Annotated in this window: 24 protein-coding genes, 1 tRNA gene and 1 pseudogene; 12 read left to right on the top strand and 14 right to left on the bottom strand. The window is 60.0% G+C overall.

Annotated features, from left to right (window positions below; genetic code table 11):
• Nucleotides 1–18 precede the first annotated feature (18 nt).
• The gene (locus KCG44_RS12535; RefSeq protein WP_218446452.1) at nt 19–1845 is read left to right on the top strand and encodes a sensor domain-containing diguanylate cyclase; all 1827 of its coding nucleotides are present in this window, start codon (nt 19–21) and stop codon (nt 1843–1845) included.
• A 12-nt stretch (nt 1846–1857) separates the two neighbouring features.
• Here KCG44_RS12535 and KCG44_RS12530 read toward each other — a convergent pair whose 3' ends face one another.
• The gene (locus tag KCG44_RS12530; RefSeq protein WP_218446451.1) at nt 1858–2286 is read right to left on the bottom strand and encodes a hypothetical protein; all 429 of its coding nucleotides are present in this window, start codon (nt 2284–2286) and stop codon (nt 1858–1860) included.
• A 507-nt stretch (nt 2287–2793) separates the two neighbouring features.
• Between KCG44_RS12530 and KCG44_RS12525 the strand changes: the two genes are divergently transcribed.
• Nucleotides 2794–3606 (top strand): amidohydrolase family protein, encoded by an 813-nt coding sequence (locus tag KCG44_RS12525; RefSeq protein WP_218446450.1) that lies wholly within the window; start codon nt 2794–2796, stop codon nt 3604–3606.
• A gap of 160 nt (nt 3607–3766) precedes the next feature.
• Here the strand turns inward: KCG44_RS12525 and KCG44_RS12520 are convergent, their stop codons facing one another.
• On the bottom strand, nt 3767–4633 hold the full coding sequence (locus KCG44_RS12520; RefSeq protein WP_255536578.1) for a LysR family transcriptional regulator: 867 nt from the start codon (nt 4631–4633) through the stop codon (nt 3767–3769).
• 67 nt (nt 4634–4700) lie between these two features.
• Between KCG44_RS12520 and KCG44_RS12515 the strand changes: the two genes are divergently transcribed.
• The 3 genes from KCG44_RS12515 to KCG44_RS12505 all read left to right on the top strand — a co-directional run bounded on the left by KCG44_RS12515 (nt 4701) and on the right by KCG44_RS12505 (nt 9111).
• A complete protein-coding gene (locus KCG44_RS12515) occupies nt 4701–5441 on the top strand; it encodes an FMN-dependent NADH-azoreductase (RefSeq protein ID WP_218446448.1) in 741 nt (246 codons plus the stop codon).
• Between the two features lie 264 nt (nt 5442–5705).
• Nucleotides 5706–6935 (top strand): amidohydrolase family protein, encoded by a 1230-nt coding sequence (locus KCG44_RS12510; RefSeq protein WP_218446447.1) that lies wholly within the window; start codon nt 5706–5708, stop codon nt 6933–6935.
• Nucleotides 6936–6975: 40 nt separating this feature from the next.
• Nucleotides 6976–9111 carry a TonB-dependent siderophore receptor gene (locus KCG44_RS12505; protein ID WP_218446446.1) on the top strand — a complete coding sequence of 712 codons (2136 nt, stop codon included), beginning with the start codon at nt 6976–6978 and terminating at the stop codon, nt 9109–9111.
• A 268-nt stretch (nt 9112–9379) separates the two neighbouring features.
• Here KCG44_RS12505 and KCG44_RS12500 read toward each other — a convergent pair whose 3' ends face one another.
• Genes KCG44_RS12500 through KCG44_RS12480 form a run of 5 tightly spaced genes read right to left on the bottom strand, consistent with a single transcriptional unit; the run spans nt 9380 to nt 15367 of the window.
• A complete protein-coding gene (locus KCG44_RS12500) occupies nt 9380–10630 on the bottom strand; it encodes a DUF3526 domain-containing protein (protein WP_218446445.1) in 1251 nt (416 codons plus the stop codon).
• Nucleotides 10630–12066 carry a DUF3526 domain-containing protein gene (locus tag KCG44_RS12495; RefSeq protein ID WP_218446444.1) on the bottom strand — a complete coding sequence of 479 codons (1437 nt, stop codon included), beginning with the start codon at nt 12064–12066 and terminating at the stop codon, nt 10630–10632. The genes KCG44_RS12500 and KCG44_RS12495 overlap by 1 nt, the downstream gene beginning before the upstream one ends.
• Nucleotides 12063–12782 (bottom strand): ABC transporter ATP-binding protein, encoded by a 720-nt coding sequence (locus tag KCG44_RS12490; RefSeq protein ID WP_218446443.1) that lies wholly within the window; start codon nt 12780–12782, stop codon nt 12063–12065. The genes KCG44_RS12495 and KCG44_RS12490 overlap by 4 nt, the downstream gene beginning before the upstream one ends.
• 16 nt (nt 12783–12798) lie before the next feature.
• A complete protein-coding gene (locus tag KCG44_RS12485; protein WP_218446442.1) occupies nt 12799–14994 on the bottom strand; it encodes a TonB-dependent siderophore receptor in 2196 nt (731 codons plus the stop codon).
• A complete protein-coding gene (locus KCG44_RS12480; protein ID WP_218446441.1) occupies nt 14981–15367 on the bottom strand; it encodes a MerC domain-containing protein in 387 nt (128 codons plus the stop codon). The genes KCG44_RS12485 and KCG44_RS12480 overlap by 14 nt, the downstream gene beginning before the upstream one ends.
• Nucleotides 15368–15467: 100 nt before the next feature.
• Here KCG44_RS12480 and KCG44_RS12475 point away from each other — a divergent pair, with 100 nt between their 5' ends.
• Nucleotides 15468–16121, top strand: a complete 654-nt coding sequence (locus tag KCG44_RS12475) for a DUF1826 domain-containing protein (RefSeq protein WP_218446440.1) — start codon at nt 15468–15470, stop codon at nt 16119–16121.
• On the opposite strand, the gene KCG44_RS12470 is transcribed toward KCG44_RS12475, so the two are convergent.
• Genes KCG44_RS12470 through KCG44_RS12455 form a run of 4 tightly spaced genes read right to left on the bottom strand, consistent with a single transcriptional unit; the run spans nt 16118 to nt 18998 of the window.
• Nucleotides 16118–16627: a DUF3299 domain-containing protein gene (locus KCG44_RS12470; RefSeq protein WP_218446439.1), complete on the bottom strand. Its 510-nt coding sequence runs from the start codon at nt 16625–16627 to the stop codon at nt 16118–16120. The genes KCG44_RS12475 and KCG44_RS12470 overlap by 4 nt on opposite strands.
• A 21-nt stretch (nt 16628–16648) precedes the next feature.
• Nucleotides 16649–18001: an ABC transporter permease gene (locus KCG44_RS12465; RefSeq protein ID WP_218446438.1), complete on the bottom strand. Its 1353-nt coding sequence runs from the start codon at nt 17999–18001 to the stop codon at nt 16649–16651.
• Nucleotides 17998–18657, bottom strand: coding sequence for an ABC transporter ATP-binding protein (locus KCG44_RS12460; protein WP_218446437.1), 660 nt, complete (start codon nt 18655–18657; stop codon nt 17998–18000). The genes KCG44_RS12465 and KCG44_RS12460 overlap by 4 nt, the downstream gene beginning before the upstream one ends.
• Before the next feature lie 2 nt (nt 18658–18659).
• Nucleotides 18660–18998 carry a hypothetical protein gene (locus tag KCG44_RS12455; RefSeq protein WP_218446436.1) on the bottom strand — a complete coding sequence of 113 codons (339 nt, stop codon included), beginning with the start codon at nt 18996–18998 and terminating at the stop codon, nt 18660–18662.
• A 236-nt stretch (nt 18999–19234) separates the two neighbouring features.
• Here KCG44_RS12455 and KCG44_RS12450 point away from each other — a divergent pair, with 236 nt between their 5' ends.
• Nucleotides 19235–21325, top strand: a complete 2091-nt coding sequence (locus KCG44_RS12450; protein WP_218446435.1) for a TonB-dependent receptor plug domain-containing protein — start codon at nt 19235–19237, stop codon at nt 21323–21325.
• Between the two features lie 246 nt (nt 21326–21571).
• On the opposite strand, the pseudogene KCG44_RS12445 reads toward KCG44_RS12450, so the two are convergent.
• Nucleotides 21572–21982, bottom strand: a pseudogene (locus tag KCG44_RS12445) (transposase); the annotation flags it as partial.
• Between the two features lie 449 nt (nt 21983–22431).
• On the bottom strand, nt 22432–22902 hold the full coding sequence (locus KCG44_RS12440) for a hypothetical protein (protein ID WP_218446433.1): 471 nt from the start codon (nt 22900–22902) through the stop codon (nt 22432–22434).
• A 349-nt stretch (nt 22903–23251) separates the two neighbouring features.
• Between KCG44_RS12440 and KCG44_RS12435 the strand changes: the two genes are divergently transcribed.
• The 3 genes from KCG44_RS12435 to KCG44_RS12425 all read left to right on the top strand — a co-directional run bounded on the left by KCG44_RS12435 (nt 23252) and on the right by KCG44_RS12425 (nt 24593).
• The gene (locus KCG44_RS12435) at nt 23252–23689 is read left to right on the top strand and encodes a hypothetical protein (RefSeq protein ID WP_218446432.1); all 438 of its coding nucleotides are present in this window, start codon (nt 23252–23254) and stop codon (nt 23687–23689) included.
• 131 nt (nt 23690–23820) lie between these two features.
• Nucleotides 23821–24264, top strand: coding sequence for a 3-keto-5-aminohexanoate cleavage protein (locus tag KCG44_RS12430; protein WP_218446431.1), 444 nt, complete (start codon nt 23821–23823; stop codon nt 24262–24264).
• On the top strand, nt 24243–24593 hold the full coding sequence (locus tag KCG44_RS12425) for a hypothetical protein (protein WP_218446430.1): 351 nt from the start codon (nt 24243–24245) through the stop codon (nt 24591–24593). Before KCG44_RS12430 ends, KCG44_RS12425 begins: the two co-directional genes overlap by 22 nt.
• A gap of 89 nt (nt 24594–24682) precedes the next feature.
• Here KCG44_RS12425 and KCG44_RS12420 read toward each other — a convergent pair.
• Nucleotides 24683–24771, bottom strand: a tRNA-Ser gene (locus KCG44_RS12420).
• 178 nt (nt 24772–24949) lie between these two features.
• Between KCG44_RS12420 and hspQ the strand changes: the two genes are divergently transcribed.
• Together hspQ and rplU are read left to right on the top strand one after the other, a co-directional pair.
• Nucleotides 24950–25348: a heat shock protein HspQ gene (gene hspQ, locus KCG44_RS12415; RefSeq protein ID WP_218446429.1), complete on the top strand. Its 399-nt coding sequence runs from the start codon at nt 24950–24952 to the stop codon at nt 25346–25348.
• 161 nt (nt 25349–25509) lie between these two features.
• Nucleotides 25510–26064, top strand: a complete 555-nt coding sequence (rplU, locus tag KCG44_RS12410; protein WP_218446428.1) for a 50S ribosomal protein L21 — start codon at nt 25510–25512, stop codon at nt 26062–26064.
• Nucleotides 26065–26079: the final 15 nt, after the last annotated feature.

Genomic DNA, 26079 nt, shown 5'->3' with positions numbered 1-26079 from the left:
ACGCTTTATGTCGATCCCATGTCGCTCCGGAACACAGCCGCTTTACATGCCATTCATGGCCCGTTCGCTTTTCTGGTGGCGTACTGCCTGACGGCGGCATTCTCGGTCGCCTTCACGCAGGGTACAGAAGGCCTCGCCGCAACCTGGCCTGCGAGCGGGCTCGCTGTCGCGTGCCTGATGCTGACGCAGCGAAGATATCGGGCAAATTATCTGGTGGTGATCTTCGTCGCGACCGTCATCGCCAGTATCGCGACGGGTGCGACGACACGGACGGCAATCCCGTTCGGGATCGCAAATACCGTGGAATCCTGGATCGCCATCCTCATCATCGAGCGCACGGGCAAGCCCCGCCTGCGTTTCGACAATATTGTCGACGTGGGCCGCATGTTCCTCGCCGCCATATCGGCCTGCCTGATCAGCGGCACCATTTCCGCGACGCTGACACAGAGCGGGATCACCTTTGCCCTGACCTGGTGGACCGTCGATGCGCTCGGCATTCTGATCGTGACGCCGATCATCATCTCGCTCGTCAGGTTGAAGAATGAGGGATGGAGCGACGAACCTGACTATCCGACGCCTGTCGAGGCGCTCCTGTGGATCGCGGCGATCGTGGCAATCACCGCCAGCGTATTCGCACAGGCCGACTATCCGTTACTTTTCGTACCGCCTGCGGTTATCGTCGCGGCCACCTACCGGCTTGGTCATTTCGGGGCGAGTCTCGGCATCTTCTCCGTCACGGTCGTCAGTTCGATCTACACCGGCGTGGGCGCAGGTCCCGCGCATTTCGTCGACGGGGGCATGGAAAGTGCGATCAAGTTTCTGCAATTCTATCTGACCGTACAACTTGTCAGTGTCCTTCCGCTTTCCGCTGCCATGAGTGCGCGCAAGCGTCTTTCCAACGAACTTGAGCAGAATGTGCGTCTCCTGCGGCAGGCCGAAGCGACGACGAATGTGGGACATTGGCGCCTGCATCTCGAGACGGGCGAGCTTAGCTGTTCTGATGAAGTATACAGGATCCATGGGACGGAGCCGGGCCAAAAGATCGTGCCTGAAAAAAGCTTCCGGAGCTATCGTGCGCGTGACGAGGAAAAAATGCGCAGGGTCATGCGGCAATGCATCAAGACCCAGAAGGACATTGGCTTCGACGCCGTCATCCGCCGACCGGACGGTGAACTGCGCCACATCCAGATGAAGGTATCGGCAGAGGTCGGCAAGGACGGACGCACGGCGGCAGTCTTTGGAACGACACAGGACATTACGTGGCATGTCGAAGCCGCCACCGCCGTTAAAGAGGCCCGCGACGCCGCCGAAGCGGCCGCACGGAAAGCAACGGACCTTGCCAATACCGATCAACTCACCGGCCTGCCCAACCGGCGCCGCACGATGCAGGCGCTGGAAGAAGCGATCGAGGAAACGCAGGCCCTTGATGAGCCCTTGTCCGTCGCGATCTTCGACATCGATCATTTCAAGGCGATAAATGACAATTTCGGCCATGCCGTCGGTGACATGATCATTCGCTGCGTGGGGCAGACAGCGGACGCCGCCGGGCGAGAGGATGACTTTGTCGGGCGTATTGGCGGCGAGGAATTCGTTATGCTGCTGCCGACGGCAAACGCGCATTTCGGAATGGTCGCTGCCGAACGTGTCCGCGCGAAAGTACAGGAAGCGACGAGGGCCGCGAACGAAGAGGCCGCGGCGACAGTCAGCATCGGTGTTGCGACCTACAAACCGGGCATGAGCGCGCAGCAGCTGCTCGATATGGCCGATAGGGCGCTCTACGCCGCCAAGGACAGCGGGCGCAACGCCGTCCATTTGTTCCAGGGGCTACCCGCTGAGGCGGTCTAAACCGCACCCTGGTCAGCGGGCCGTTCCGTCGATCCGCGCCCGCTGCGGCCGAACCCGCGCGCAGGATGGCCGTATTGTCATCGCGGCCTTGTCGTAGGTGAGGCTGGAGCCGTCCGCCAGGTTTTCAGTGCCGATCACGATTCCATGCGTCGCCGTCTTCTTGCGGTTGCCGGTGACGACGATCTCGTTCGGGTCGTGATCGTCGTCCGGGATGCCGCGCGTGGAGCCGGTATCGCGCGTTCTGACGACGACATTGTGTAACGCGAACTGACCAATCTGGATCGGACGTTCGACGTCCATTTCGCGCACGGACCGTTCAAATCCCATTTCCAGATTGACCGGTCTTGGGTCGCCGACCATTCGGCCCCGATAGGTGTGTGCCAGCACGGCTCCCGTCGATGCCGTCACCATTGTTTCGGGACTGTCGAATGTGAAGATCACCGGCACGTCTTCATCGGAAAACAGAAGAGAACCCGGAACAACAATATAAAATATTGTAAATACTGCCCTATTTTATCGACCCTCGGCGTGCAATCCATCAATCTTACCATAAAGTCAATGGAACGTAATGTTTCGACACCACACTACGAAATTTGACAGTATTTGATCCTATATTTTTTGGTAATTCGTGGTTGCAATGTAAGCAGTATAATAAATTCATCACCGCTATGTGGATATTATATTAGTTTCATTCGAGTCTATCTATTTTTTAAGAATTCGCAAGAAAGGATATAATCACTCTGATTTATGAATCTGGCCGCTATCCAGTGTAATTTGTCAAATCTGCGGCCGATTTCAGTTCGTCCTTAGCCCGGTTTCACAATTAATGGGCCGTTAATCGCAGGAAAAGTATAATTTATTCTCTAAATTTGACATCATATATTGCCATTATTAATAAAAATCTTCGAATAATACTGTATAAGCATTTTAATCCACGAGGAGCATCAAATGCGCACCGTAGATGTTTGGTCACAGATGACAACCGAACGAATGGCAAAGGCCCCATGGCTAGAAACCCTTCTCCGATGGACCAATCAGACAGCTGAGCCGTTGATACCGTCAACGGCATCAACGCTGCGTGCGATGGATGCAGCCAATGTCGATATTTCCCTGCTTTCCGCCTGGCATGGACCGCAAGGATCGTTGATCTCCAATCAGGAAGTAAGCGATCAAATTGATTCAGCGCCAGACCGGTTTCGCGGACTGGCGACAGTTGATCTGACCAATCCTATGGAGGCGGTTCGCGATATCCGGAAATGGGTTGATGGCAATAAATTTGTGGGCGTTCGCGTTGTTCCTTGGCTTTGGAATTTGCCTCCGAATGATCGCCGCTATTATCCGGTTTACGCGGCATGTGTTGATCTCGGTGTGCCGTTTTGCACGCAGGTTGGCCATACGGGACCGCTATTGCGGTCTGAGACTGGAAGACCGATTCCATATTTGGAAGACGTGCTGCTCGATTTCCCGGAACTCGTCGTTGTTGGCGGGCATGTCGGCTTCCCGTGGATTGATGAACTCATTTCGTTGACGATCAAGTTTCCCAACTTTCATGTCGACACTTCGGCTTACGCTGTGCACCGACTGCCGGTGAATTTTGTCGAATATATGAAAGGCATCGGTTCAAAACGTGTGATGTTTGGTACCAACTGGCCGATGTTAACTCCGTCGCAATGTCTTGAACATTTGGAAAGCCTTGAGTTGTCCGAGATGCAGGAAGAGGCATTTCTTTCCGGCAATGCCAAGCGGGTATTCAAGCTCTGAGAATGAAAGGGCGGATCGATAAGATGAGCGAGATGATCGTCCACTAATGGTGGACCGGGACGACTATAAAACGCCTGAGCGTCTTCACAAACAGCTCGAACCGGTCATGGTGCAGCCAGTGACCGGCTTGCTCAAACTTCTTCACCGTCAGCGTCCGTCGTCAGTTCACAAGTTCTTTTGAAAGCTGTTCGATCAATCTGGCGACCTCCAAACTTTCCCCTCTTGGCTCGGGCATGACGAGCCAGAAGGACGGCGCGGGAATTTGGAGTTCGCTTACCCTTATCAGCTCTCCGCGCGCGATCCTCAGGTCGACCAGAGTCTCCGACAGCAGCGCGACACCAACGCCCGCTATCGCAGCCTGGATTGCATGGCTTTCCTCCGAGAACGAAGCGACGAATGGTCGTATTGGTCGCTTGATTTTGGCGAGGTCGAACCATCGCTTCCAGTCGAGGTTCACGCGATCGGGGGACGCCCATTCGAAGTGGATGAGGGGCGCTTTCGCGATGTCTTTCGTCGCAGCCGGGATCGTTTTAAACGATTTGGCAAGAGTTGGGGCCGCCACCGCGATCAGTGCATCCTGTCTGAAGAGATTCCATCTTCCATACGACCCGGGCGTTTCCTGTGACCGGATGGCCAGATCGGTCACTCCGCGCTCTACATCCACGGGTGCATTGTCGGCCTTGACGATCAAGTCGAGGCCCGTCGCCTCCCGTATGGAGGGAAGCCGGGGCGTAAACCACTCGTTCGCAAAAGCCAATGTCATGGAGACGGTCAGCGGACTTCGCTGTCCTGGGCTAATCTGCACGATCGCGTCAGCGACGCTGTCGAGCGCATCGCGCAGAACGGGATAGAGCTTCTCGCCAGCCGGGGTCAGCCGGATCGGTCGCGGCGAGCGCTGGAAAAGTGCGATGCCGAGGAAGCTTTCGAGCTTGCGCACCTGATGGCTGACGGCTGTGGGATCCAGATGCAATTCCTCCGCGGCATTTGCGAAATGGAGGTGTCTGGCGGCCGCTTCGAATGCTCGCAACGAATGTAGCGGCGGCAGACCTCGCAATACTTTCCTCCATAGCGACAGGATGAATCTCGTTCATGGTATGAACGAGAAATCGCCCTTCGCCAATCATTCGCTGCGCCCCTACCCGACCATCTTCCGCAATCCGAATGAGGAATATCACCGTATGACTACGCTGTTGAACGTAAATGCGAGTGCGCAAACTGAGGAGCGCTCGATAACGAGGCGCTTGACGCAAAACTTCATAGACAGTTTCGTCTCCGTCTGTCCCGCCGCACAGGTAGTCGAAAGGGATCTCGGTCGCTGCCCACCTCCCTTTGTGAATGCCAAGTTCATCGAAGCGGCGTTCACCCCCGCCGATGACCGAGCGGAATGGATGATCGAAAAACTCTCCGTATCGGACCATCTCATCGACGAAGTCATCAGGTCGGATGTTATCGTCCTGGGTGCCCCGATGTACAATTACGGAATGCCGGCGGCTTTGAAGGCCTGGTTCGATCAGATCGCAAGGATTGGAAGAACCTTCTCCTTCGATCTCGTTCGGGGCGATCATCCTATCCGTCCGATGCTCAGCGGAAAGAAGCTCGTCGTCCTTTCCTCGCGCGGAGAATTCGGCTTCGAGCCGGGCGGCATCAGAGCCTCTTCCAACGCGCTCGACCCTGCGATCGCAGCCTGTGCCCACTACCTCGGTGCTGAGCGGGAGGAAATCGAGACCGTCGCAGTTGAATATCAGGAGTTCAAGGACGAGCGGCATCGGCGATCGCTCGAAGCAGGACTTAATCAAACTGTCGAAATCGCGCGTCGGCTCGCCACCTCAGCATGACGTGCCATACAGCAAGGAGAGGTATCTGTCGCGCCAAGCTGCGCCGACCGCCGCCGTTTCCGGCCCATCTTGGTCGGCAAGCTCCATGCCGAGGAGGCTCGGGCGGGAGTCGGGGCGCAAATATGACTGATATGCCTCGGAAGCCCCCCTGACAAAAAGCTGCTTGTCTGGCATGAGACAATATCACATACGGTGCGCATGTCGCCCCATCTCGTTCGCCTTCTGACCATCATCCTTTTCATTGTACTTCCCGTACAAGAGGCAATGGCGAACCCCGTGGCCATCGTGGATGTCAAAGTCTTCGATGGCGAGATGGTGATACCAAAAGCCACGGTGATATTCGACAATGGGATCGTCACGTCCGTCAGTCCGGGCGCGGCGAGTGAGGACGTCAGGCGGGACGATGCGCTCACCGTCGTCGACGGACAAGGCATGACACTCCTGCCCGGCTTGATGGACGGACATTATCATACCAGCGGCGAGCTTGGCGGATTGCAGGCCTCCATCCGCATGGGCGTGACCAGCGTATTCGATACCTATACGCCGGAAGACAAGCTGGCGGCCCTGCGCGCTCAAATCGGCGAAGAGCCTGATGCCTCCTACGCGGATTTCTGGTCGGCGGGACAGGCCGGCAACGTCCCCAATGGCCACGGGACGCGGGACCCGGAAGCCGACGCCATCGGGAGCGTCGGAGACATCGACCGCTGGCTCGCCAACAGGCTTGCTGCCGGCGTCGATTATATCAAGCTGATTGCGGAACCGGGATTTTATCCCGGGATGAACACGCCGAGCATGGATGCCGAGCTACTGCGTGCAGCGACCACTGCGGCGCAGGCCAGGGGCCTGCCGGTCATTGCGCATGTGAGTGAGCGCAGGACGGCAATCTGGGCCATTGATGCCGGGGTCGATATTCTCGCCCACCCCTGGAGTGGAGGCGTGACCCCGGGAATGATCGAAAAAATGAAACGCGGGGGCATCACCGTCATGTCGACAATCGGGGTCTACACCGGGATGTACGATCCTGAAGGCCCCCGCTCCATATTGCAGGATCCGCGCCTGCGGACTGAACTTGACGATACCGGCGTCGGCAGATTGACCGAGGTGTTCGAGGTGCCCGCCTCTTCGCCGCGCAACGGACCGGAACTGCTCGCCCTGATCGGGACCCTTCACAAATCCGGAGTTCGTATCATCGCGGGCACCGATGCGGTGAACTGGTGGGTCTGGCCCGGGGTCAGCATGCACCGGGAACTTGAACTACTCGTCGATAGCGGGCTGTCGCCGGTCGCGGCCCTCCATGCCGCCACGGCTGCGGTCGCTGATACGTTCGCCATCGCCGACCGCGGCCGGATCGCTGCCGGCAAACGAGCGGATCTTCTGCTGGTGGCGGGCGACCCAATTGCCAATATTCGCGATACGCGGAACATCATCGCCATCTGGAAAGCGGGACAGCGCGTCGACCGTTCCGGACCACCGCCGACCCTTTCCACAAATTAGGCTCCCCGCCGTCAATCCAACAAACAAACAGGACCGACAAATGCCACGGTATTACATCTCATTATTCCTCTCTGCGTCGTTTCTAACCTCGCCCGTTCTCGCAGACGGCAGCGCCAGACCGGATGGTGAGGCGCGCGCGCAGGTCGAGGAAAGTGCGCCGCATGAAGGCGGCGCCTTCGAAGACGACAGCATTCTCGTGATCGGACGCTCCATTCAGGACTATATCGCAATCGATGCGCTCACCGGGAACAAGAACGCCGCATTGCTGATGGATACGCCGTCGACGGTCGTCGTGGTATCGAAAGGCCTGATCGAGGATCGCGGTTTGCTTCGGCTCGATCAGGCGCTCGACACGGTATCGGGCGCGCAGGCCAAGGCGGGCTATGGCGGGACGCAGAATTTCGGCACTTTCCTGCGCGGCTTTGACCTTGGTCAGGTGACCTTGCGGGACGGGTTTCGCGATCCGGGTTTCTATAGCCTGCGCAACACCGCCAATACCGAGCGCTTCGAGGTTCTCAAGGGCCCGGCGTCCCTTTTATACGGGGCGATCAACCCCGGCGGGATCGTCAATACCATCACCAAGACGCCGCTGGACGAGGCCCATCTCGACGCGACCGCCATTATCGGCAGCTTTGATTTCTACCGGGCAGAGATCGATGCCGGTACACCGATCGCACAAGGGGTCAATGCCCGCCTGAACGCGGCATATGAGGATGTCGGCAGCTATCGTGATCTGGTCGACAGTCATAGCCTGTTTCTGGCTCCGGCCATCTCTCTTCAGCTCGGCGACAAAACAAGATGGCTGGTTCGCGGCGAATATACGGATAGCGAGTTCGTCTGGGATCTCGGCCTTCCCCGCATAGCCAATTCCCTGCGCGTGCCGGTGAGCCGCTTTCTCGGCGAGGAGGACGGCGTCAACAATGTCAAATCCTATTTCGTCAGTTCGCTGCTCGAGCATGAATTGTCCCCGGATTGGCGCATCCGCCAGAATCTCAGCTACAACGTCACCAACGGAGACTACCAGCTCCGGTCATTCTTCGCCGTCGCGCCGGATGACCGTACCGTGCGGCGTGCTGCTTATAATACCGACGAAGGTCAGCGCAGCTTTATCGCGCAGCACGAACTGCTTGGTGATTTCGATTTCGCGGGCATGCGCAACCAGCTTACATTCGGGGCGGAATATTACGACACGCAGCAGGAATATGCGTTCGAATTCCAGAATCTGAACGATATCGATCTGTTTGAGCCTGTTTACGGCGCTGTCGCTGGCGACCAGTTTGCGTTTCCGCTCTTTTCCTCGGATATTCGCCGTGAAGGTGTGGCGCTTTATGCGCAAAATCTGATGCATCTTTCGGACAATCTGAAATTGCTGACCGGGCTGCGTCAGGAATGGCTGCAGGACGAGAATTTTGACCGCCTGGCGGATACGCAGTCACGCGACACCAGGGATGCCGCGACCACGCCTCAGGTCGGCGTCCTGTTCCAACCGGCGGAAACCACCAGCCTGTTCGCAAGCTACAGCAAGAGCTTCACGCCCAGCACCGCGCGAAGTGCGGACGGCACCTTCCTCGATCCGGAGGCGGGACGGCAGTTCGAACTGGGATGGAAGCAGACCTGGCTCGATGGCCGCATATCGCTTTCGCTGGCCGGGTTCGAGATCACCAAAAGCAATGTCGCGGTTCGCGACCCGGAAAATCCGACATTCAGCGTCCAGTCAGGTGAACAACGAAGCCGGGGCATAGAGGTCGATATCGCCGCCAACCCGCTGCCGGGCCTGGCCATCACACTGGCCGGTGCGCATATCGACACGGCCGTCACGGAAGACACCCGGTTTCTGGTCGACGCACAGCTCGCCGGCGCGCCCCGCTGGAGCGGCAGCCTGTGGAGCCGGTATCGCCTGCAGGAAGGCCCGCTCGAGGGACTCAGCGTGGGCGCCGGTATTTTCTACTCCGGCGAGCGTGAAGCGCTGCTGCGTACGCAGGCCAGTCCCGAAGACGGCTTCCTGCTTCCCTCCCATGTCCGCCTGGATGCCATGATCGGCTTTGAGAGGGACGGATGGCAGCTCCAACTGAATGCGGGCAACCTGACGAATGAAAAGATCTATCTTCTGTCAGGCGTCGCAATGATGCCGCAGGCGCCGCGCAATGTGCACGTCAGAATTGGAAAGAGCTTCTGAACCTGCCGACGGGCAAGAAGGCGCGGGTTCGTTGGCAAGGTTTATCCGGAGTCCGGCCAACACGGATGCGACGAAGCCGAACGGAAGGCCTCTCACACCGCGCCTTGCGTGTAGCCTTGTGATGAAGCTGCCTTCGAGGATGGGACGCAGATCGCTCGGCAGACGATAGCCGCTTTCATACCCGGGCTGCTCCGGCGGCGGCGCGCTCCCTCAGGGTCGCGGGAGCATGTCGGTGACGGACGGAAAGAGACGCGCGCCGTATCGTGGCTTAACCATTCGCATCATAGTCCGGCAGCTTCTTCAACACGTCCGCATCATAAGGCTGCTCGAGGAACATGAGCGGATAGTAGAAGGCCCTAAGTTTCGCATGATATCTGCGAACGCGGTCCTCATAGCCGATCATCGACAGGGCGTCGGTATCGGCCAGTCTCTCGAACGCGCGTTCGACCAGAGACGTCGGGGACAGAAGAGCCGCCAGACCAGCCTGCCGGTCGCGCGCGATCCGCGCCGCACGATATTCGCTTACAAGCGGCGCGGCGGTCTGGTCGCCGACCTGCTGGAAAGCGTAATACCATTTCCATTCAAAGCCTTCTTCGATCTCGGCATGGTCGGCGAGTTCGGGGTGTTCGGCGACGAACGGCTTCATCGTCGCCGCCTTGGGCAGGTCCCAGGCATCGTTGACGGTCTCGCGCTGTAAGAGAAGGATTTCGCCGCCGTCAGGGACGGGGTTCGCCGCCTCGATGCCGGCCTTCGAAACGGCGGGCATGACGATGGCCAGTGCGAGCCAGAGGCCGATCAGCGAGGTGAGGAGCACGGACGCAGAGGCATCGATACGGCTGACCAGCTCAACGATCAGCCACCACAGGAGGAGCGCGCCGATCATGATGCCACTGGCCGTGACGGAAATGACCATCGACGTCCCCTCGACCGCAGCGCCGATCCAGAGCGGGATGAGGAGGAGAAGCGCGAGCGCGGTCACCCGGACCAGCGCGCGCGGGAGCCACATTGAAAATGGCGACCCCGCCGTCGCGACCAGAAGATCGTGCCGCCGCGCCGTGCGCTCGGACGCGCGCAGGTCGTAAAGCAGCAGGATCAGGAGCAGCGGCGCGACCGACGCGGCGAGAAAGGCGAAGTCAAACCGTCCCACGAGGCCAAAATCGGCGTTGCGCGTGTCCGCCTCATGGATCTGGCCCTCGAGCGCCAGCATCCGCACCCGGTGCTTCCACGGGCTGCTGTCCCGCTGGCCCATCGCGGCAAATGCGAAATCTGACGGCGGCGCGTAGGTCAGGTGAAAGGCGTAATAGGCCGCGCCGCCCCAGTCTTCCTGCGTTTCGAGCGCATTGGCACGGTCGGCGGCATCTTCCTCGATCAGCGCGGCGATGGTCTCGCGCTGTTCGCGCACTTCGGCGATGCCGAAGGACACGGCCGCGCAAGACAGGAAGAAGGCCAGTATTAGCCAGAACAGCGCGCCCCGATCCTTCGCAAGAAAGCGGGCTTCGCGGGCGAGGCTCGCAAACATCAGAGCCGCACCCGGCGCGCCGCGACAAGGACGATGCCGCCCGCCGCGAGGAGCCATGCGAGAAGGATGCCGAGCGACCCTCCCGCGCGTCCGAGCCGTTCATCCGCGCCGTCGGGCGCGAAACGGAATTCGTCCAGCACCTGCCACGCGCTCGCATTGACCCGTGCACGAAGCCGAGCGGCTTCGTCGGCATTGCGGTTCATATCGATCGCATAATCGAGTTCGGCGGCGTGCTTTTCGTTCAGCGCCTGCACGAAGCCGAAGCGTAGCGCCTCGCTCTCACGCAGGAAGCGGTGGTGGGTGGCAAGGTCCGTGCCCGCAATCGCGCGCGAGGCGGAACTGACGGCGATGGTCGGCGACAGAAGTCCGAACAGGCCAAAGATGCGCGACTGGCTCGCCTCCAGCCGCATGCGCTCTTCGGCATAGCTGTTCAGAAGGTCGGTCAGCTCGGCCTCGGAATAGGCGGCGACGACGCCGCGCCAGTTGATCGGCAGCTCTTCAATGGTCTCGACATCATATTGCTCAAGGACTTCGGCCTGCAGCTGCATGAAGGCCGGGTCGGCGGCATTGTGACCATCGCCAAGCTTGCGCTGCTCCGCCAGCATGATGAGGTCGCTTTCGATCTTGCCCGGCGCATCGACGGCGGCACTGCTGGCGTTGATGGCGAAGCGCGGGACGATCAGAGCGGCGAACAGCCAGACGAAGATGAGGACGCCAAGCGATACCGCGCGCTGCGTTAAAAGTACGGACGCCGCCAGAACGATCGCGCCCCAGGCGCAGAGATAGACGAAATAGCCACCGACGAGCGAGAAAGCGGCAAGCATGCGTTCTCCAAGAGTGACCGAATAAGCGGCAACGGCGATCAGCGGGAGCATGAACATGGCGATGACGGCGAGAAGCGCGGCCGCCTTGCCCAGCGCGAGTTTCGTGCCCGGCAGCCCCTGCGCAAGTATGACGGCAAGCGTGCCGCTCTCCCGCTCACGCAGGAACAGCGCATGGCCGAGTACGATGAGAAGGAGCGGCAGAAACAGTTGATAGAGGCTGGCAGGCGTCAGGGCCGCGAAACCGCCAAGATCGGCTGCCGCCTTCGTGTCGGCGAACATGGCCGTGTTTTGCCGATGCCCTTCCAGAAAGATCGATTGACCCGTGACAGCGTCCACGCCGGGCTCGAATACCGCCAGCGGCGGCGGCGGGCGGAAGGCATAGTGGCCGTAATGCACCATGCGGTGCGGATGGCGGTCGGGCTGGGCGAAGAAGGTCTGCTCGGCGGCGACCTGCTGTTCGACGCGCTGCGCCTGTTCGTTGGCGATGCGGTTCGCGGTAAGAATGCTGGTCACCGCGATAAGGACCGCGACAATGAGCGCCGCGGCGACAACGACTTTGGAGCGCAGCCAGAGCCGCCATTCCTCGCGCGCGATACGGCGAACGCTGCTCATGCCGCCTGTCTTTCGGCAAAGGCGGCGTGCACGGTCTCGGTGTCGATGCGCTCGCCATTTGCGGCGGAGAAACTACCGACGAGCTTGCCGCCTCTAAGAAGGCCGACGCGGTCGGCGACCTGGCACGCGCCGTAAACATCGTGCGTGACCATCAGGACGGTCTGTCCGCCGCCGGCAAGCGCCTTCACCAGATCGTGAAATTCGTCGATGGCGACCGGATCGAGGCCGGAGGTGGGCTCGTCGAGCAACAGGATCGGGGTCTCGCGCAGAAGGGCGAGTGCGATGGCGGTCTTCTGCCGCATCCCCTTTGAATAGGACCGCAAACGGCGCGTGCGGGCCTCTGCGGGAAGGGCGACCCGGTCGAGCGCCGCGTCAAGATCGGCGCGGCCCGCGGGTTTCCCCGCCAGATCGAGGAAATAGTCCAAATTCTCGTAAGCCGTCATATGGCCATAAAGCGACGCTGCCTCAGGCAGATAGGCGATCGCGCCGCGCGCCGCCGCGACATCGCCGGTGACACTCTGTCCGTTCACCAGAACCTCACCGCCCGACGGTTTGAGAAAGCCGAGGAATGTCAGCAGCGTACTCGACTTGCCCGCGCCATTGCCACCGAGCAGCGCGAAGATCTCACCCCGTGCGACGGTGAAGGAAACACCATCGAGAACGGCATTTCCTTCCCGGACGAGGGACAGCGATTTTGCCTCAAGTGGCGATGTCATGAACGATCCCTTCGGGTCAAAAGCTGAACCGTGCCGAGACCTGGACCGTTCTTGGAGCGCCTGGCTGTACCCAGACGTTCGCGAAAGAGTCGGTGTAATATGTCTCATCGAACAAATTATCGATATCGAGCTGAACGGTAATGTTCCTGGCGGGTTCGATCTGACCGAAAATACGGATTATGGTATAATCCGGCAGATCGAAACTGCCGCCCACTTCCCCGTTTCGTTCGCCAACGTGAAGCATCCCGCCGCCGATCCGCGCGCCGAGGTCGGCGATGGCAAAATCGTGCGATACCTGCAGGCTCAATTGATGATCGGGCGAGCCGATCAGCGGCTCGCCCGGCGCGAACGTTGTGAAAGTCGCGGAATCCGTGCCGCTATTGGTATATTCAGCGTCGACGTAAGCGTAGGAAAACCAGATATCGAGACCGCTATCGAAGCTGGCATTGGCGTCCAATTCTATCCCGCGGCTGCGCGCTTCACCGGCAGGGATCAATTCACCGGCGGCCTGGGGACGCGGATCGAAGACGAGAATATTGCTTTGATCGACATCGAAGACGGTTGCGGTGGCAGCGCCCTGGACGCCATCGAAAACCGAACCCAGATCGAGCTTTATCCCGGCCTCGAACGACGTCGATTTGTTCGGATCGAACGATGTGCCCTCGAAATCGGCGCCCGAAAGCTGGCGGATGCCTTCGCCGTAGGACGCGTACAGGCTGATATCGCCAGTCGCGCGAAAGACCACGCCTGCCTGCGGCGAGAACGCACTGTTGGATGATTCGCTCACGACCGCAGGGCTGCTGCGCCGGTTGATCAGCTTTTGATCGAAATCGTCAAACCGGCCGCCGAGACGAACCTGAAGCCTGTCGGTCAGATCGATCTGGTCCTGAATGTAGAAACCGAACCCGCTGGTCGTTTCCAGCCGGTCGATCTGCGGCGCTGCGTCTGGTCGCGGGAAGATGCCATATTGCGGGTTGTCGGGGAAAATCAGCAGATAGGTCTCCGGGTCGAGTGCGCTGCTCGGCGCGCCGCCAATACCACCCTGACGGAAACGACTGGCGACCTGGTCGTTATCGAACTCATCATAATCCACACCGGCGATCACGCGATGGCGAATGCCGCCGGTGTCGAATTTACCGAAGACTTCCGCGCGCAGGGCGAGATAGTCGGCTTCATAGTCCCTGAACCGGAAAAACCGCGAAATGGCTTTGCCATCGACCAGGTAAGGCTGGCGACTGCCGAAATTATTCTCATACGCATCCCCGAAGAGAGACGTCTCACGGTATCCCGCACCGACGAGGATCCCCCAATCGCCGCTGAATTCGTGCTGAAATTCGAGTTGGTGACCCGTCACCTCAGTGTCGATGAGCGCATCGGGTTCGCCGGTGAATAGTCGGCGCGGCGAAAATCCAAACTGCTCGGAAAAGACGACACCACGATCCTGGGGCAGTTCCTGCGCGGTGTATTCCAGTTCGTAGATAAGACGCGAATGCGCGCCGATGTCGAAATGCACAGACGGGTAGAGGCCGAATTTTTCTGTCTCCTTGCCGCGGCGAAAGCTTCCCGCATCCTCATAGAAGCCCGCGACCCGGATACCGACATTTTCACCAATCACCGTTTGCAGATCGACGTCGCCGCGATAGAAATCGAAGGACCCGCCCTGAACCTGGAGGTAACCCGACGTCTCGAATTGCGGGCGTTTGGTGGTGAGGTTGATGGTGCCACCGGGCTCACCGCGTCCGAAGAGCGCAGAGCGCGGCCCCTTCAGGACCTCGATCGCCTCGATCCCTGAAATATCGCGCGGCCCGCCGAACCCGCGACCGGCGTTGAAGCCGTTGACGAGAAAGCCGCTCGGCAAATTGATGTCGCCCGAAAAGCCGCGAATGGAGAAGCTGTTCCACAGCCCGCCGAAATTATTCTGGCGGGCAACCGACGCGGAAAGGTCGAGAGCGGAATTGAGGTCGAGCGCATTGGCATCCCGCAGCAGCCCCTCGTCCAGGACGAGGTCCGCATTTGGCGTTTCCAGCAGGTCGAAATTGCCGCGATAGGCACGGCGACCGGTGACGACGATGCCTTCCTGAGCACTGTCTGCCGCCTCAGCATCCTGCGCCAGGGTATCCTGCGCCAGGGCATCCTGCGCCCACACAGGCATCGCTAGCGTCGAGCCCAGCGCAAGCACCGATACCGATGCGACAAATTTAGTCAATTTCACCCTGATTTCCCTGTTCGTGCTGATGATTGAAAAGGCGATAAATGTGCGCGGCGGCAAGAAACAGCCCACCGATGACCGTCAGGACGGTCTCGTCCTGCGCCAAGCTTTCGGCGTTGAGGCCGCCGAATAGAAAGAGGCAGCCAAGCATCGCCGGCACCACAAATGATACGCGGCGCGCGTCCCGGGCGCGCAACATGACCGCCACTGCAAGGCCAATCGCGACAGTCGCCAATATAATATGGACGGCTTCAGAGCCGAGTGCCGCGCCGAAAGCAGGCAAGGCCGCGGATGCGAGCGGCGCGGCAAGGCAATGCACCACGCACAAACCGCTCGTTACAACGGCGGCGCGATCGGCTGCACCGATGGCAAACATCTTGATTCCGATAAATGTTATGTTATTACATATACCGATAGATTGGGCAGTTCACAGGGTCAACCGGAATATTGGGCGCGCTCTGAAAGAGGAGGATTTTGTGACGGATTATGTGCGCTGCGCGGACTCTGCGAAGGGCCGGCATGGCTCGCCAGAAAAACTCGCTTCTTCTTTCCGCGATGCGGGGCGGGCGCTACGGGCACCGCTGCGCGACATGGCCCAGATCGAACGCAGCAATCCGCTTGGCGACGCCGATGCACGGCGATTGCTGGCCGCCGCGCCTTTCACGGTTCTGGCAGAAGGTTCGTGCGACAATCTCGAAGATCAGCTGGGCCGACTGCCGCGCGTATTGCGGGACGATATTCTCTCACTTGCGGTAACGTTTGCCGCGCTGATGAGTGTCAAGGCGGTTCGCGTAAAGCTGAAAGCCGTGACGACGAATGCCTGCCACAAATTACATTCCGACCTGACCAACCTGCGCCTGATTACGACCTATGCCGGGCCAGGAACCGACTATCTTGCCGACGCGGACGACGAGGGGAGCCTTGCGCGCCTGCCCACCGGACATATCGGACTGTTCAAGGGGCGCACCTATGGCGAGGGCCACGGTGCGTGCCTGCACCGTTCGCCGCCGGTCGAGCATACCGGCGAGCGCCGCCTGCTTCTCGTCATCGATACGCCCGAATTCGGAACGCAGCTCATCGATCCCGCCTATCCCGACCCTGAGGCCACAGCGGCGAAGCGCGCGGCCTAGCTGCGTTCCGGGCGCGCGTCGCGCAGGCGGTAAAATATCCCGCTTTCGTCCTGCCCGGTTAGTTCCAGAACGCCGGACACTATGAAAATCTTTTGCTCGTCAGTGGGAAAAGGCGTGTTCGCATAGACTTCGATAAACTGCGTCGGCGCGGCGTGGAAGTGGAACGGGCACCCGGGTGGATAGCCGAGCAGCACAAAGTAGGACTGCTCGCTGGTCGCCTCCAGCGGCATCATCCAGCCCGCAATCTTAATCCGCTTGCCTTCGAGCGCCTTCACCTTCTTCGTGAAGACCGGCTTGGCATAAATAATGCCGTCTTCGAGCCGCTGGGTTTCCTGCGTGGCTTCCAGCGTCGCCCATGACACACCGCCGCGCGGTGTCGCCGCCGGTTTCCACACATCCTCGACCTCGGCAGGCGCGGCCCGCTCCTGAATGGCACCGGCGCTGCTCGCCCCCAGTGGCGCGGCAAACAGAAGGACGGCTGTCAGCAGGGGTTTTGCGATGGACATGGCGAGGCTATCTCCGCTTTTTCAGGTGGCGCGCGCGAGCGTGCGCGCAAGGTCTATTGAGAAAATCCTCGCCGCCGGAATGACCGCAGCGACCGCTCCGATGCCGAGGACGGCGAAGAAAATCACGCCCTCAAGCGGATCGAAGGCGAACGGTTCGATACCAAGATCCCCGATGGTCGCAAACGCGTTCGCTGCCAGCCCGATCAGCAGATGGGCGGCCGCAATCCCCAGCAGCGCCCCGGCGGCAGCGGTCAGCACGCCCTCCAGCAATATCGTCCCGAAAATGCGCATTTTTCCCGCACCCATGACACGCAGGAGAGCCAAATCGCCCTCCCGCGCGCGGGCCACATTCAGCAGCGCGACAAAAATTGCGAGCCCTCCCGTCGCGGCGAGCAGCCAGGCAAACAGGCGCGCACCATCCAGGCTGGCCCCGAACAGGCTCAGCAGCCGCGCCGTTTCGATGGCGGGAACAGCGGCCTGCATCTCCGTCTGCCGATTGATCATCGCAGGCACGCGGATCGCCGCCGAGGCATTGCGGTACTGAACGAGCAGCGCGGTCAGCTCCCGCTGCGGCCCCGCGCTGCGCGCCTGTAGCGGGTTTGTACCGGGCAAGCCGACGGCAGCGATCTCTTCCTCACCATGATCATCGGCATGTTCGTCATCATGTGCATGGCCATCAGCACTGTCATGAGCATCGCCCTCATGCGCGTGCCCGTCATCGTCAGCATGCTCTTGGCTGCCATGATCGTGCGCGATACCGTGGACGTCCCAGACACTTTCGACGGAGGTGAGGATCAGACGGTCCAGCACGGTTCCCGTCGGCGCGAGGATGCCGACCGTCTCAAAGGCGGCATGATCATGGTCGGAGCCGCCATTCTCCGCATCGCCGGACAGGCCATGGCTGCCAAGGAATTTCTGTCCCAGGGTCGCTTTCATCTCTGCCGCGACCGATGCGCCCAGGACGGCCTCCAGCGGCGCATCGAAGAGGCTGCCCATTTCAATGCTACCACCGTAAAGGCCGAGCAGACCCTCGTCTGTGCCCACGATGCGATAACCGCGAAAATTGTCGCCCAATGCGAGTGGGATCACCCTTTCCACCGCCGGGTCTCGCTTCAAAAGCTGCTGGCTGGACAGCGGAATATTGCCTGTCGGCTGGTCGACGTGAAAGACACTCGACAGGATCAGTTGCAGCGGCGACCCCTTCGCGCCGACGACCAGGTCGATGCCCGCCGCATCCTGCTCCAGCCGGTCGCCCACCTGCCGTCCGAACTGCAACAGCAGGACCAGCATCGTGACCGCGATGCCCAGCAGCAGGATGTTGAGCGCCGTCGTCAGCGGGTGCGCGCGCAGATAGGCGAAAGCGAGACCGATCATGCCACGCGCCGCTGCGCGCCGGGCGGTGTCAGTTCGACGACGTTCGGCATGACGTCCTTCAGCCGCTCGTCATGCGTGGCGATAAGGAGCGTTGTGCCGGTCCTTTCAGCATTTTCAAGCAGCAGATCCGCCACCCGCCGCATATTCTCCCCGTCAAGCGCCGAGGTCGGCTCGTCCGCAACCAGAAGGGCGGGCTCCCCGACCAGCGCCCGCGCAATCGCTGCGCGTTGCGCCTCGCCCTGGCTAAGCTCGGCCGGGCGCGCCTTTATGCGATGTTCTATGCCGAGCGCTGCCACCAGCGCGCGCGCGGTCGCCGGGTCCTTCCCCCCGCGCTGAAGACGCTGCGCCAGTAACAGGTTGTCGAACAGCGACAGCGCCGACACCAGCCTTAGCGTCTGGAACACGATGCCGACATGACGGCGGCGAATATCGTCGGCTTCGCTGCCCCGCGCCGCGCCCATATCCTCACCGCAGATGCGGATCGTCCCGCACTGCGGTGTCAGCAGGCCACAGATGAGGTTGATAAGCGTCGTCTTGCCCGATCCTGACGGGCCGAGCAGCAGGCTGTGCTGCCCCTTGCCAAGTGACAGGTCGATTTGGCTGAGCGCCGTCCCGCTGAAATAGTCATGGGCGAGCCCTCGAATCTCCAGAACCATGTTCAATAATCGTCGGAACCGTCGCCTGCGTCATAACGCGATCCCTGCCCCCGGACGCCTTCATCCTGAAAAAGCGCGCCGCGAACTGGCGCGCTTTCGGTCGTCACGTCCCGCGACCAGACGGGCGCACGGCGAACGGGTGCCTCATCGACGGCCGCGGCTGCGGCGGCGTCGACTGGAGTGCTCATCGGCCCGGCGGGCTCTGCCCGCTGCGCCATCATGTCCATCTGGGCGAACGGGCTGAACCGGAAACCACCCGCACCGTGGAATTCGCACGCGGCAACGGAGGCGACCGGGATCATGGTCGATACGGACAGAAGCGCATAAATCGTAAATTTCATTGCGAGAGGTTACAACATATCGGCGCTGGAGTCACTATGTTTCCCCGATGACTGGCTGCGGCGATGACAGGGTATGCGCCTTGCGAGCCCGCTGCAAAGATGGCCGGCCGGCACATCGTACCCATATTGACTGTTTTGTTATAGTATAACATATCGCATAAGCGTCAAAAATTCAGATCGACAGAGGGGGGAATCACGATGATCGAATATGTGCGCTTCGCGCTTGGAGACACGGCATGAGCGCGAAGACGCGGCCAAGCCCGGCCGCGCCGCGTGCAGCTGCGGCTGTGCTATTCGCGATGGCTCTGCTTCACACAGACACTGCAGGGGCACAGGTCACCGCAGCTGCCGCGCCGCCAGTCGATACGCAGATTTACGAGCATGATTTCTTCGCCCGTTTCAGCCCGCAGAGCGCGCGCGACATGATTGATCTCCTGCCGGGCTTTTCCCTCGATCTTGGTGACGAAAATCTGCGCGGCTTCGGCGGCGGCGCGGGCAATGTCCTCGTCGACGGCCAGCGACCGTCCTCCAAATCCGGGGGCATCGAAGACGCGCTGGATCGCATACCTGCCACGCAGGTGCAGCGCATCGAACTCATCCGCGGATCGGCCGGTCTCAGCGAGGCGGCGGGGCAGGCCGTCGTCGCCAACGTCGTGCGCGTGCGCGGCGGCGCATCTGGAAGCTGGGAAGTCGAAATCGAACGCGCGGCCGACGGTATCGTTTACCCGAGTGCTGAACTGACCGACGCGCGCAGCCTCGGCGCTTGGGAGACCTCGACCAAGATCAATGCCTTCTGGGAACGTTTCCCACTGTCAGGGCCGCGCATGCGGTTTGACGCGAACGGCGCTCTCGTCTCGTCGCAGCTGGAGGACCGACCGAGCACCTTGTGGCAGGCCTTCATCTCCAGCGAGGCGAAACGCCCGGCATGGGGCGGTACGCTGACGCTGAACGGCCGCTTCGGGCGCAGCGAGTTCCTTCCGGATACCGAACGGCTCGGTTTCGACGGCCGTTTTCCGGACGCCAGTCCCGACGAGCGGTTCGCGATCGACTTCGATAGCAAGCTTTGGACGGGCGAGTTCGGTATCGACTGGGCGCGTCCGGTTGGCGACGACTGGACCGTGAAGCTTCTGTCCCTCTCATCTTTCGATGTTCTCGACGATGAGCAGATCGTGACTGTCGAACGTCCGGTCGGCACCGAAGTGTCTGGCTCGACCTTTCTTCTGGAGGAGAACAGCTTCGAGACGGTCTTCCGGGCCACGGCGACCAAGGGCGGCAACGGTCGCCTTCGTCCGGAAATCGGCAGCGAGATTGCCTATAACCGGCTAGACAGTGCGCTTGCGCTGGAAACCCGCGACGGGGACGATGTTATCGTCATCGATTTGCCTGCTGCGAATGTCCTGGTCGAGGAACTGCGCGGTGAAGCGTTCGCGAACCTGATCTGGCGCGTATCACCGAAAGCGACGCTGGAAAGCGGTCTCGCCGTCGAGGCTTCGCGCATCTCGGTGTCCGGAGATGCGTCGAATACGCAGACGTTTTTCTTCCTGAAGCCCTCCGCCACGTTCATCTACGACGCCGCGGACGGTTTGCAGCTCAGGCTTGGCGTGCGGCGCACCGTCGGGCAGTTGGACTTCAGCCAGTTCGCCGCGTCCGCCGAAGCGGCCGACGATCGCTTTCTGGGCGGCAATCCCGAACTCGGCCCGGATCGGACGACGCGCCTTTCTGCCACGCTGGACCTGAGGTCCGACACGCGCGGCGCGCTGAATGTGGAAGTCTTTCACGAATGGCGGGACGACGTGATCGAACAGGTACTTCTGCCGTCCGGCGCGTTCGGTTCGGCAAATGCGGGGGACGGACGCGTCTGGGGCGTGACCGCGAACGGCAGCCTACCCCTCGCGCCTCTCATTCCCGGCGGCCTCGTCGAAATTGAAGCGGAGTTCCGGGATTCGACGTTTCTTGATCCCATTACGTCAGAAAAACGCGCTATTTCCAACGTTTCCTCGCCAGATATTCTCATCGAATTCCGTCAGGACCTGACAAAGCTCAAATTCGCCTGGGGCGTCTCCTGGCGCGCGGCGGAGAAGAGCCGGTTCTTTTTCGGCGATGAGGAGAGCTTCAAGCGCGACGGCGAACAGTGGAGCGCCTTTATCGAAACCACCCGCATCGAGGGCGTCCGCGCGACTTTGGCGATCCGCAACATCGGCGCGCGCAATTTCCTGCGTGAACGCCGGTTTTTCAGCCCCAGCCGTGCGGGCGCGTTCACGGGTTCCGAAATCATCGATCATGATCGCGGCTTCTTCACGACATTGACGTTGACGGGCCAGTTTTAACATCGCTCGCCGGCGGACGCGCTGGGGTGATGTCCGCACTGGCCTGCGCATGATTGGGGTTACGCCAATCATCACGGTCAGGCGTTTACACCTCCGAAAATCCGGTGGGAGCGCCTGCGTGAAAAATCAGCGCTGACAGCGCACAAAGAAAACCGGCAAGAACGCGAGGGCGCACCCAGTCTCGCCGACTTCGCGGAACTCAACATGGCGGGAGAGTTCGAAACGAAGTGCTAGCGCGTGATGACCTTAGCTTGAAGCGTATCCGGCGTTGACGAGGTAGTTGGCGCATTCCTGTTCAGTTAAGCGGTCCAGCAGGGTTCCGATTCTGCGCCAACTTGCCTCCATCGTCCGTTCGGAGGCGTCGCGGAGCATATGCTTGAGTTTGGCGAAGACCTGTTCGATGGGGTTCAGGTCCGGGCTGTAGGGCGGGAGGAACAGGAGGTTCGCTCCGGCCTTTCGGATCGCGGCCCGGACGGCATGGCCTTTATGACTGCCGAGCTTGTCCATCACCACCACGTCGTCTGGCCGCAAGGCCGGGACGAGCACCTGCTCGACATAGGCCCGGAAAGCCTCGCCCCCTTCGACTGCCTGCCTGCGGCAGTCGCTCAGGACAGGATTGACCGGGCCGTCGAGAACGAAGGGCGCGTCGATCCGGTCCCGCAGCCACGCCTCGTGCGCGCCGACGATCTTGCGCGGTGGATGCCCGCCCGTGCCAGCCGGCGCGCAGCTCCCGGTCGTACGTAACCGCTGAGACCACTTCACTACGCTGGACGGTGCCACATCCAGTGCCGACGCCACCCGACCTACGCTCTCCCCCGCCGCAAGCCGCGCCATCGCCCGCTCCCGAAGGTCCATCGAAAGGGCCTTGCCCACTGCTCACCCTCCATCCTGTGCCTGCACAAAATGAATCAGCAAAATGCAGCTTTGGGAATCCCCAATCGATTCAAAACAAAATCATCCCGCTTTAGGTGCCAGAACCCCCGTACCAGACAAGTGGTTCGTCCGTCCTGGGATCGTGCATATCATGCGCAGTCAGCATTTCCGACTCTGAATTGAGTATAGTGTCCCTGCAATCCTAGTGTCCCTGCAATCCCATTTGGCATTTCTTAGTACCCCAAGTAGCGAAATCTAATGTGTTCGTCGAAATGAGTGATTTCGAGACAGTTCGTGATTGCTGGCGTTGGCCCAATTTGATTTCTTTTTTCTTCGTTTTCTGGATAGAAAAAAACATTCTTCAGTACGGCGATTTTCCGATTTTCAAAAAATAGGTACGTATATGTCACTTCTATACCAGTAGGCTTATGATAATCTGGAATATCGGCCTGTTTTAAGAAATAACCTAAATCTGATATCTTTTTCTGACTGTCATAACTCAGCGTGCTTTTGTCTGATTGGATATCGTCTACAATTTGGACGTAGCGTTCCCACGCATCAATATTTAATATTTGAAATAAATTTTCATTATTACAAATTTTTTTTCTGAATTCTTTTCTTTCTGTGGTTTCGAAATCAACTGGCGGAGCACAGCTGATAACCAGAATAAGCAGAAGAGATGCGAGAAATTTTTCGCTATTCACCGCCCCCTCCCCGCTTCACTTGTCGCCATCGACATTGGCGACAAGAAATAGTCGATGATCCGGCGCTGGTCTGTTTTGATCTCTGCCGTCGCCGTCGTGCTGGCTGACATCGCGCGGCATAGGGCGGCGGTCTTGGGGGTCAGCCTATCAGGGGACGACGGACATGCCCCAGTTTCCAAGCTCATCGATTGCCCCCGCGAATCCAACATGAAACATGCTTAGCATCATCCACATAACTATCATATGACATGGAGCAATCCGCACGCAGACAATCGCCGCACCGCCCCCGACATCGCCGCGGCCCCGCATCAATGGCAGCATGAATTAAGTATAGTGTCCCTGCCCCTTATTGGTCGGGCGCTACGCTGAAATCATCCCGGTATCGTTCGATGACCCGCCGCCGACCGACTTCGACCCGATGGCATTGCCGCTATTCGTTTCGGTCGAACAGGCGGCGGAACTTACGCTGCCCGACGTTGCCGACGTTGGCTTTCCGTTTGGCCAGCTTCGCCCGGCGTTCCGGCTAGGGACTATCGCGGGCCGGGTCGAAGACGCCGCCATTGCCCACAAGACGCCGTGGCATGGCAAGGACGGCAGCGGAATGCCGGTCATGGCCCTAATCGGCCTCACCGACCCGCTACAGCCGATTTCAGCGGCAGTCAGCGCCGCCGGGGGCGACGCGCTGGACCTAGGCGCGGTTCCGGTCATCGCTGCCCCTCTGTGGGAAATGAGCGATAAGGAAATCGCCGAAATTTTGACCAAGCTTCCATTTCTGCCGAACAGCTAAGACGGGGCGTTTCCTTCCGCTCCCCGTCTAGCCCCGACCCTGCAATGAAGTGCCGTAGGGTCGGGGCTTTTTTTTCGTTGAATGTTTTGACGTATATCGCGAACGCCTCGTTTGGATGCTAGGCGTAATGAATGCCGACCGACGTTGAACAGCAACTAATCACCATGCTTTCGAAAGAACGGGGACTGCCAGCCGACCGCATAAAGCCTTCGTCGCGCCTATTGGACGACCTTGGCATGGATGGTGACGACGCCGTAGAGTTCTTCATAGACGTGAAGGAAACATTCGGCACCGATATTTCGTTGCTAGAAGAGAACTGGAACCGGCATTTTGGGCCGGAAGGATTGTCATGTTGGTTGGGGGTCATAGTGGTCCCTGTCGCATTCCTCACAGGAATGATTTCGGCGCACTTCGGTTTGCCCAATTGGGCGACGTTCATCGCCGCGCTTATCGCGATTGTCGCCGGAGTTTGGGCGTTGAACAAAATTCCGTCGAAGAACCCGCATATTCCGATTACGGTTGATGAACTGGTTGAAGCTGTGAAGGCGGGGGCATGGTTGAAGTCATACAATTGATAACGGCCTTCGGCCTTGGTTCCATCGTCACGGCGCTTATCCAGTCGTGGCTTTCACGACGCACGATTAAGGACGAACGTAGCTTCAAGGAAAAGCAAGCCGCCTATGTCGGACTGCTAGAAGCATATCACCGCGCCGCTGTCGAAGGCACTGACGAAACATCGAAGCTGTTCGCCTATTGGCAAATGCGGTGCGAGTTGGTCGGGTCGGCAGACGTGCGGGACGCCATTCGCCGTATCGTTGAAACGAACGATGACCGCGCCGGGCGTCAAAAAGCCGACCACGACATGAAAGAAGCTATGCGCGCTGATTTGGGCGTAACGTCGTAATTACGCCAATCCTACCGCCAGCCGCATGTGGTAGTTCATGTGGTAGCTTTGCCGCCGAAGCGGTTAAGTCACTGACTTCAATGAAAAATTGGCGGAGAGGGTGGGATTCGAACCCACGGTACCCAGAAGGCACAACAGTTTTCGAGACTGCCCCGTTCGACCACTCCGGCACCTCTCCGCGCTCGGTCGCCAGGGCGTCAACGCCCGTGCGGATCGAAGGGCGGCGATATAGGCGCGGGGGCGCACCTTTGCAAAGCATAAAGACAGCGCCGCTATGTTATGCACTTTGCAGCGCGCGGGATGGCTCCCTATATCTGCCATTGAGCGCAGCGGGACCGAAGAAAGGAGCGTGTAACATGGCGGACACTCCAGACCGGAACCCCCGGTCGAACGAGGAATCCCGGAACAGGAAGCACGGCGAAAGCGCGATCGTGCGTCAGGCTGCCTTCGGTCTTGGCGATATTGTGCGCCACCGGCACTTTCCGTTCCGCGGCGTGATCTTCGATGTCGATCCGGAATTCGCCAATACCGAAGAATGGTGGCAGGCCATTCCCGAAGATGTGCGTCCGAAAAAGGAACAGCCCTATTACCACCTGCTCGCCGACAATGGCCAGGATGCCTATGTCGCCTATGTCAGCCAGCAGAACCTGCTGTTCGACGATGACGGGGCGGAACTGCTTCACCCCGCGGTCAGCGACCTGTTCGAGCGGGACGATGGCGGCCGCTTCCGGTTGAAGCCGGGGCACGCCAATTAGGCGGCGGGCCACCCGTTAAAAGCCTGGCTGAAGGCGGCAATCCATCTTGACGCCGACATCGCGCTATCCTAGGTGGCCCTCTCGCTCAGCGGCGCGGTGGATCGTTGATTCGCCTAGGCGCTGCACTTTTGCGTTTGATATATATTCGTTTGGAAGACCCGATGTTCGCGATCGTTCGCACGGGCGGCAAGCAGTACCGCGTTGCCGCCGACCAGAAAATCACCGTCGACAAGATTGACGGCGAAGTGGGCGACAAGGTCGCACTCGACGACGTCCTGATGATGGCCGATGGCGACAAGGTGAAGGACGCCTCAAAGGAAGTCGTGCATGCCGAAATCATCGAGCAGGCCAAGGCGAAGAAGATCAAGGTCTTCAAAAAGAAGCGCCGCCAGGGCTATCGCCGCACGCAGGGCCATCGCCAGCGTCTGACGGTGCTGCAGATTACCGCGCTGGGCGGCAAGGCACCGGCCAAGAAGGCTGCGGCTTCCGCGAAGACGGCCGAGGAAGCGCCTGCGAAGGAAGAGGCCAAGGCCGCTCCCAAGAAGGCTGCACCCGCCAAGAAGGCGACCCCGAAGGCCGCCGCCGCTGACAAGAAGCCCGCGGCAAAGAAGGCGGCGCCGACAAAGACGGCCGACGACGCCAAGCCCGCTGCGAAAAAAGCGCCGGCCAAGAAGGCCGCCCCGAAAAAAGCCGCTCCCAAGAGCGATAAGAAGTAAGAGAGGACCTGAACG

This window comes from Pacificimonas pallii, from assembly GCF_019204005.1.
Classification (GTDB): domain Bacteria; phylum Pseudomonadota; class Alphaproteobacteria; order Sphingomonadales; family Sphingomonadaceae; genus Pacificimonas; species Pacificimonas pallii.
The sequence above is the reverse complement of the archived record's forward strand: the minus strand, read 5'-3'. Positions and strand labels throughout refer to the sequence as shown.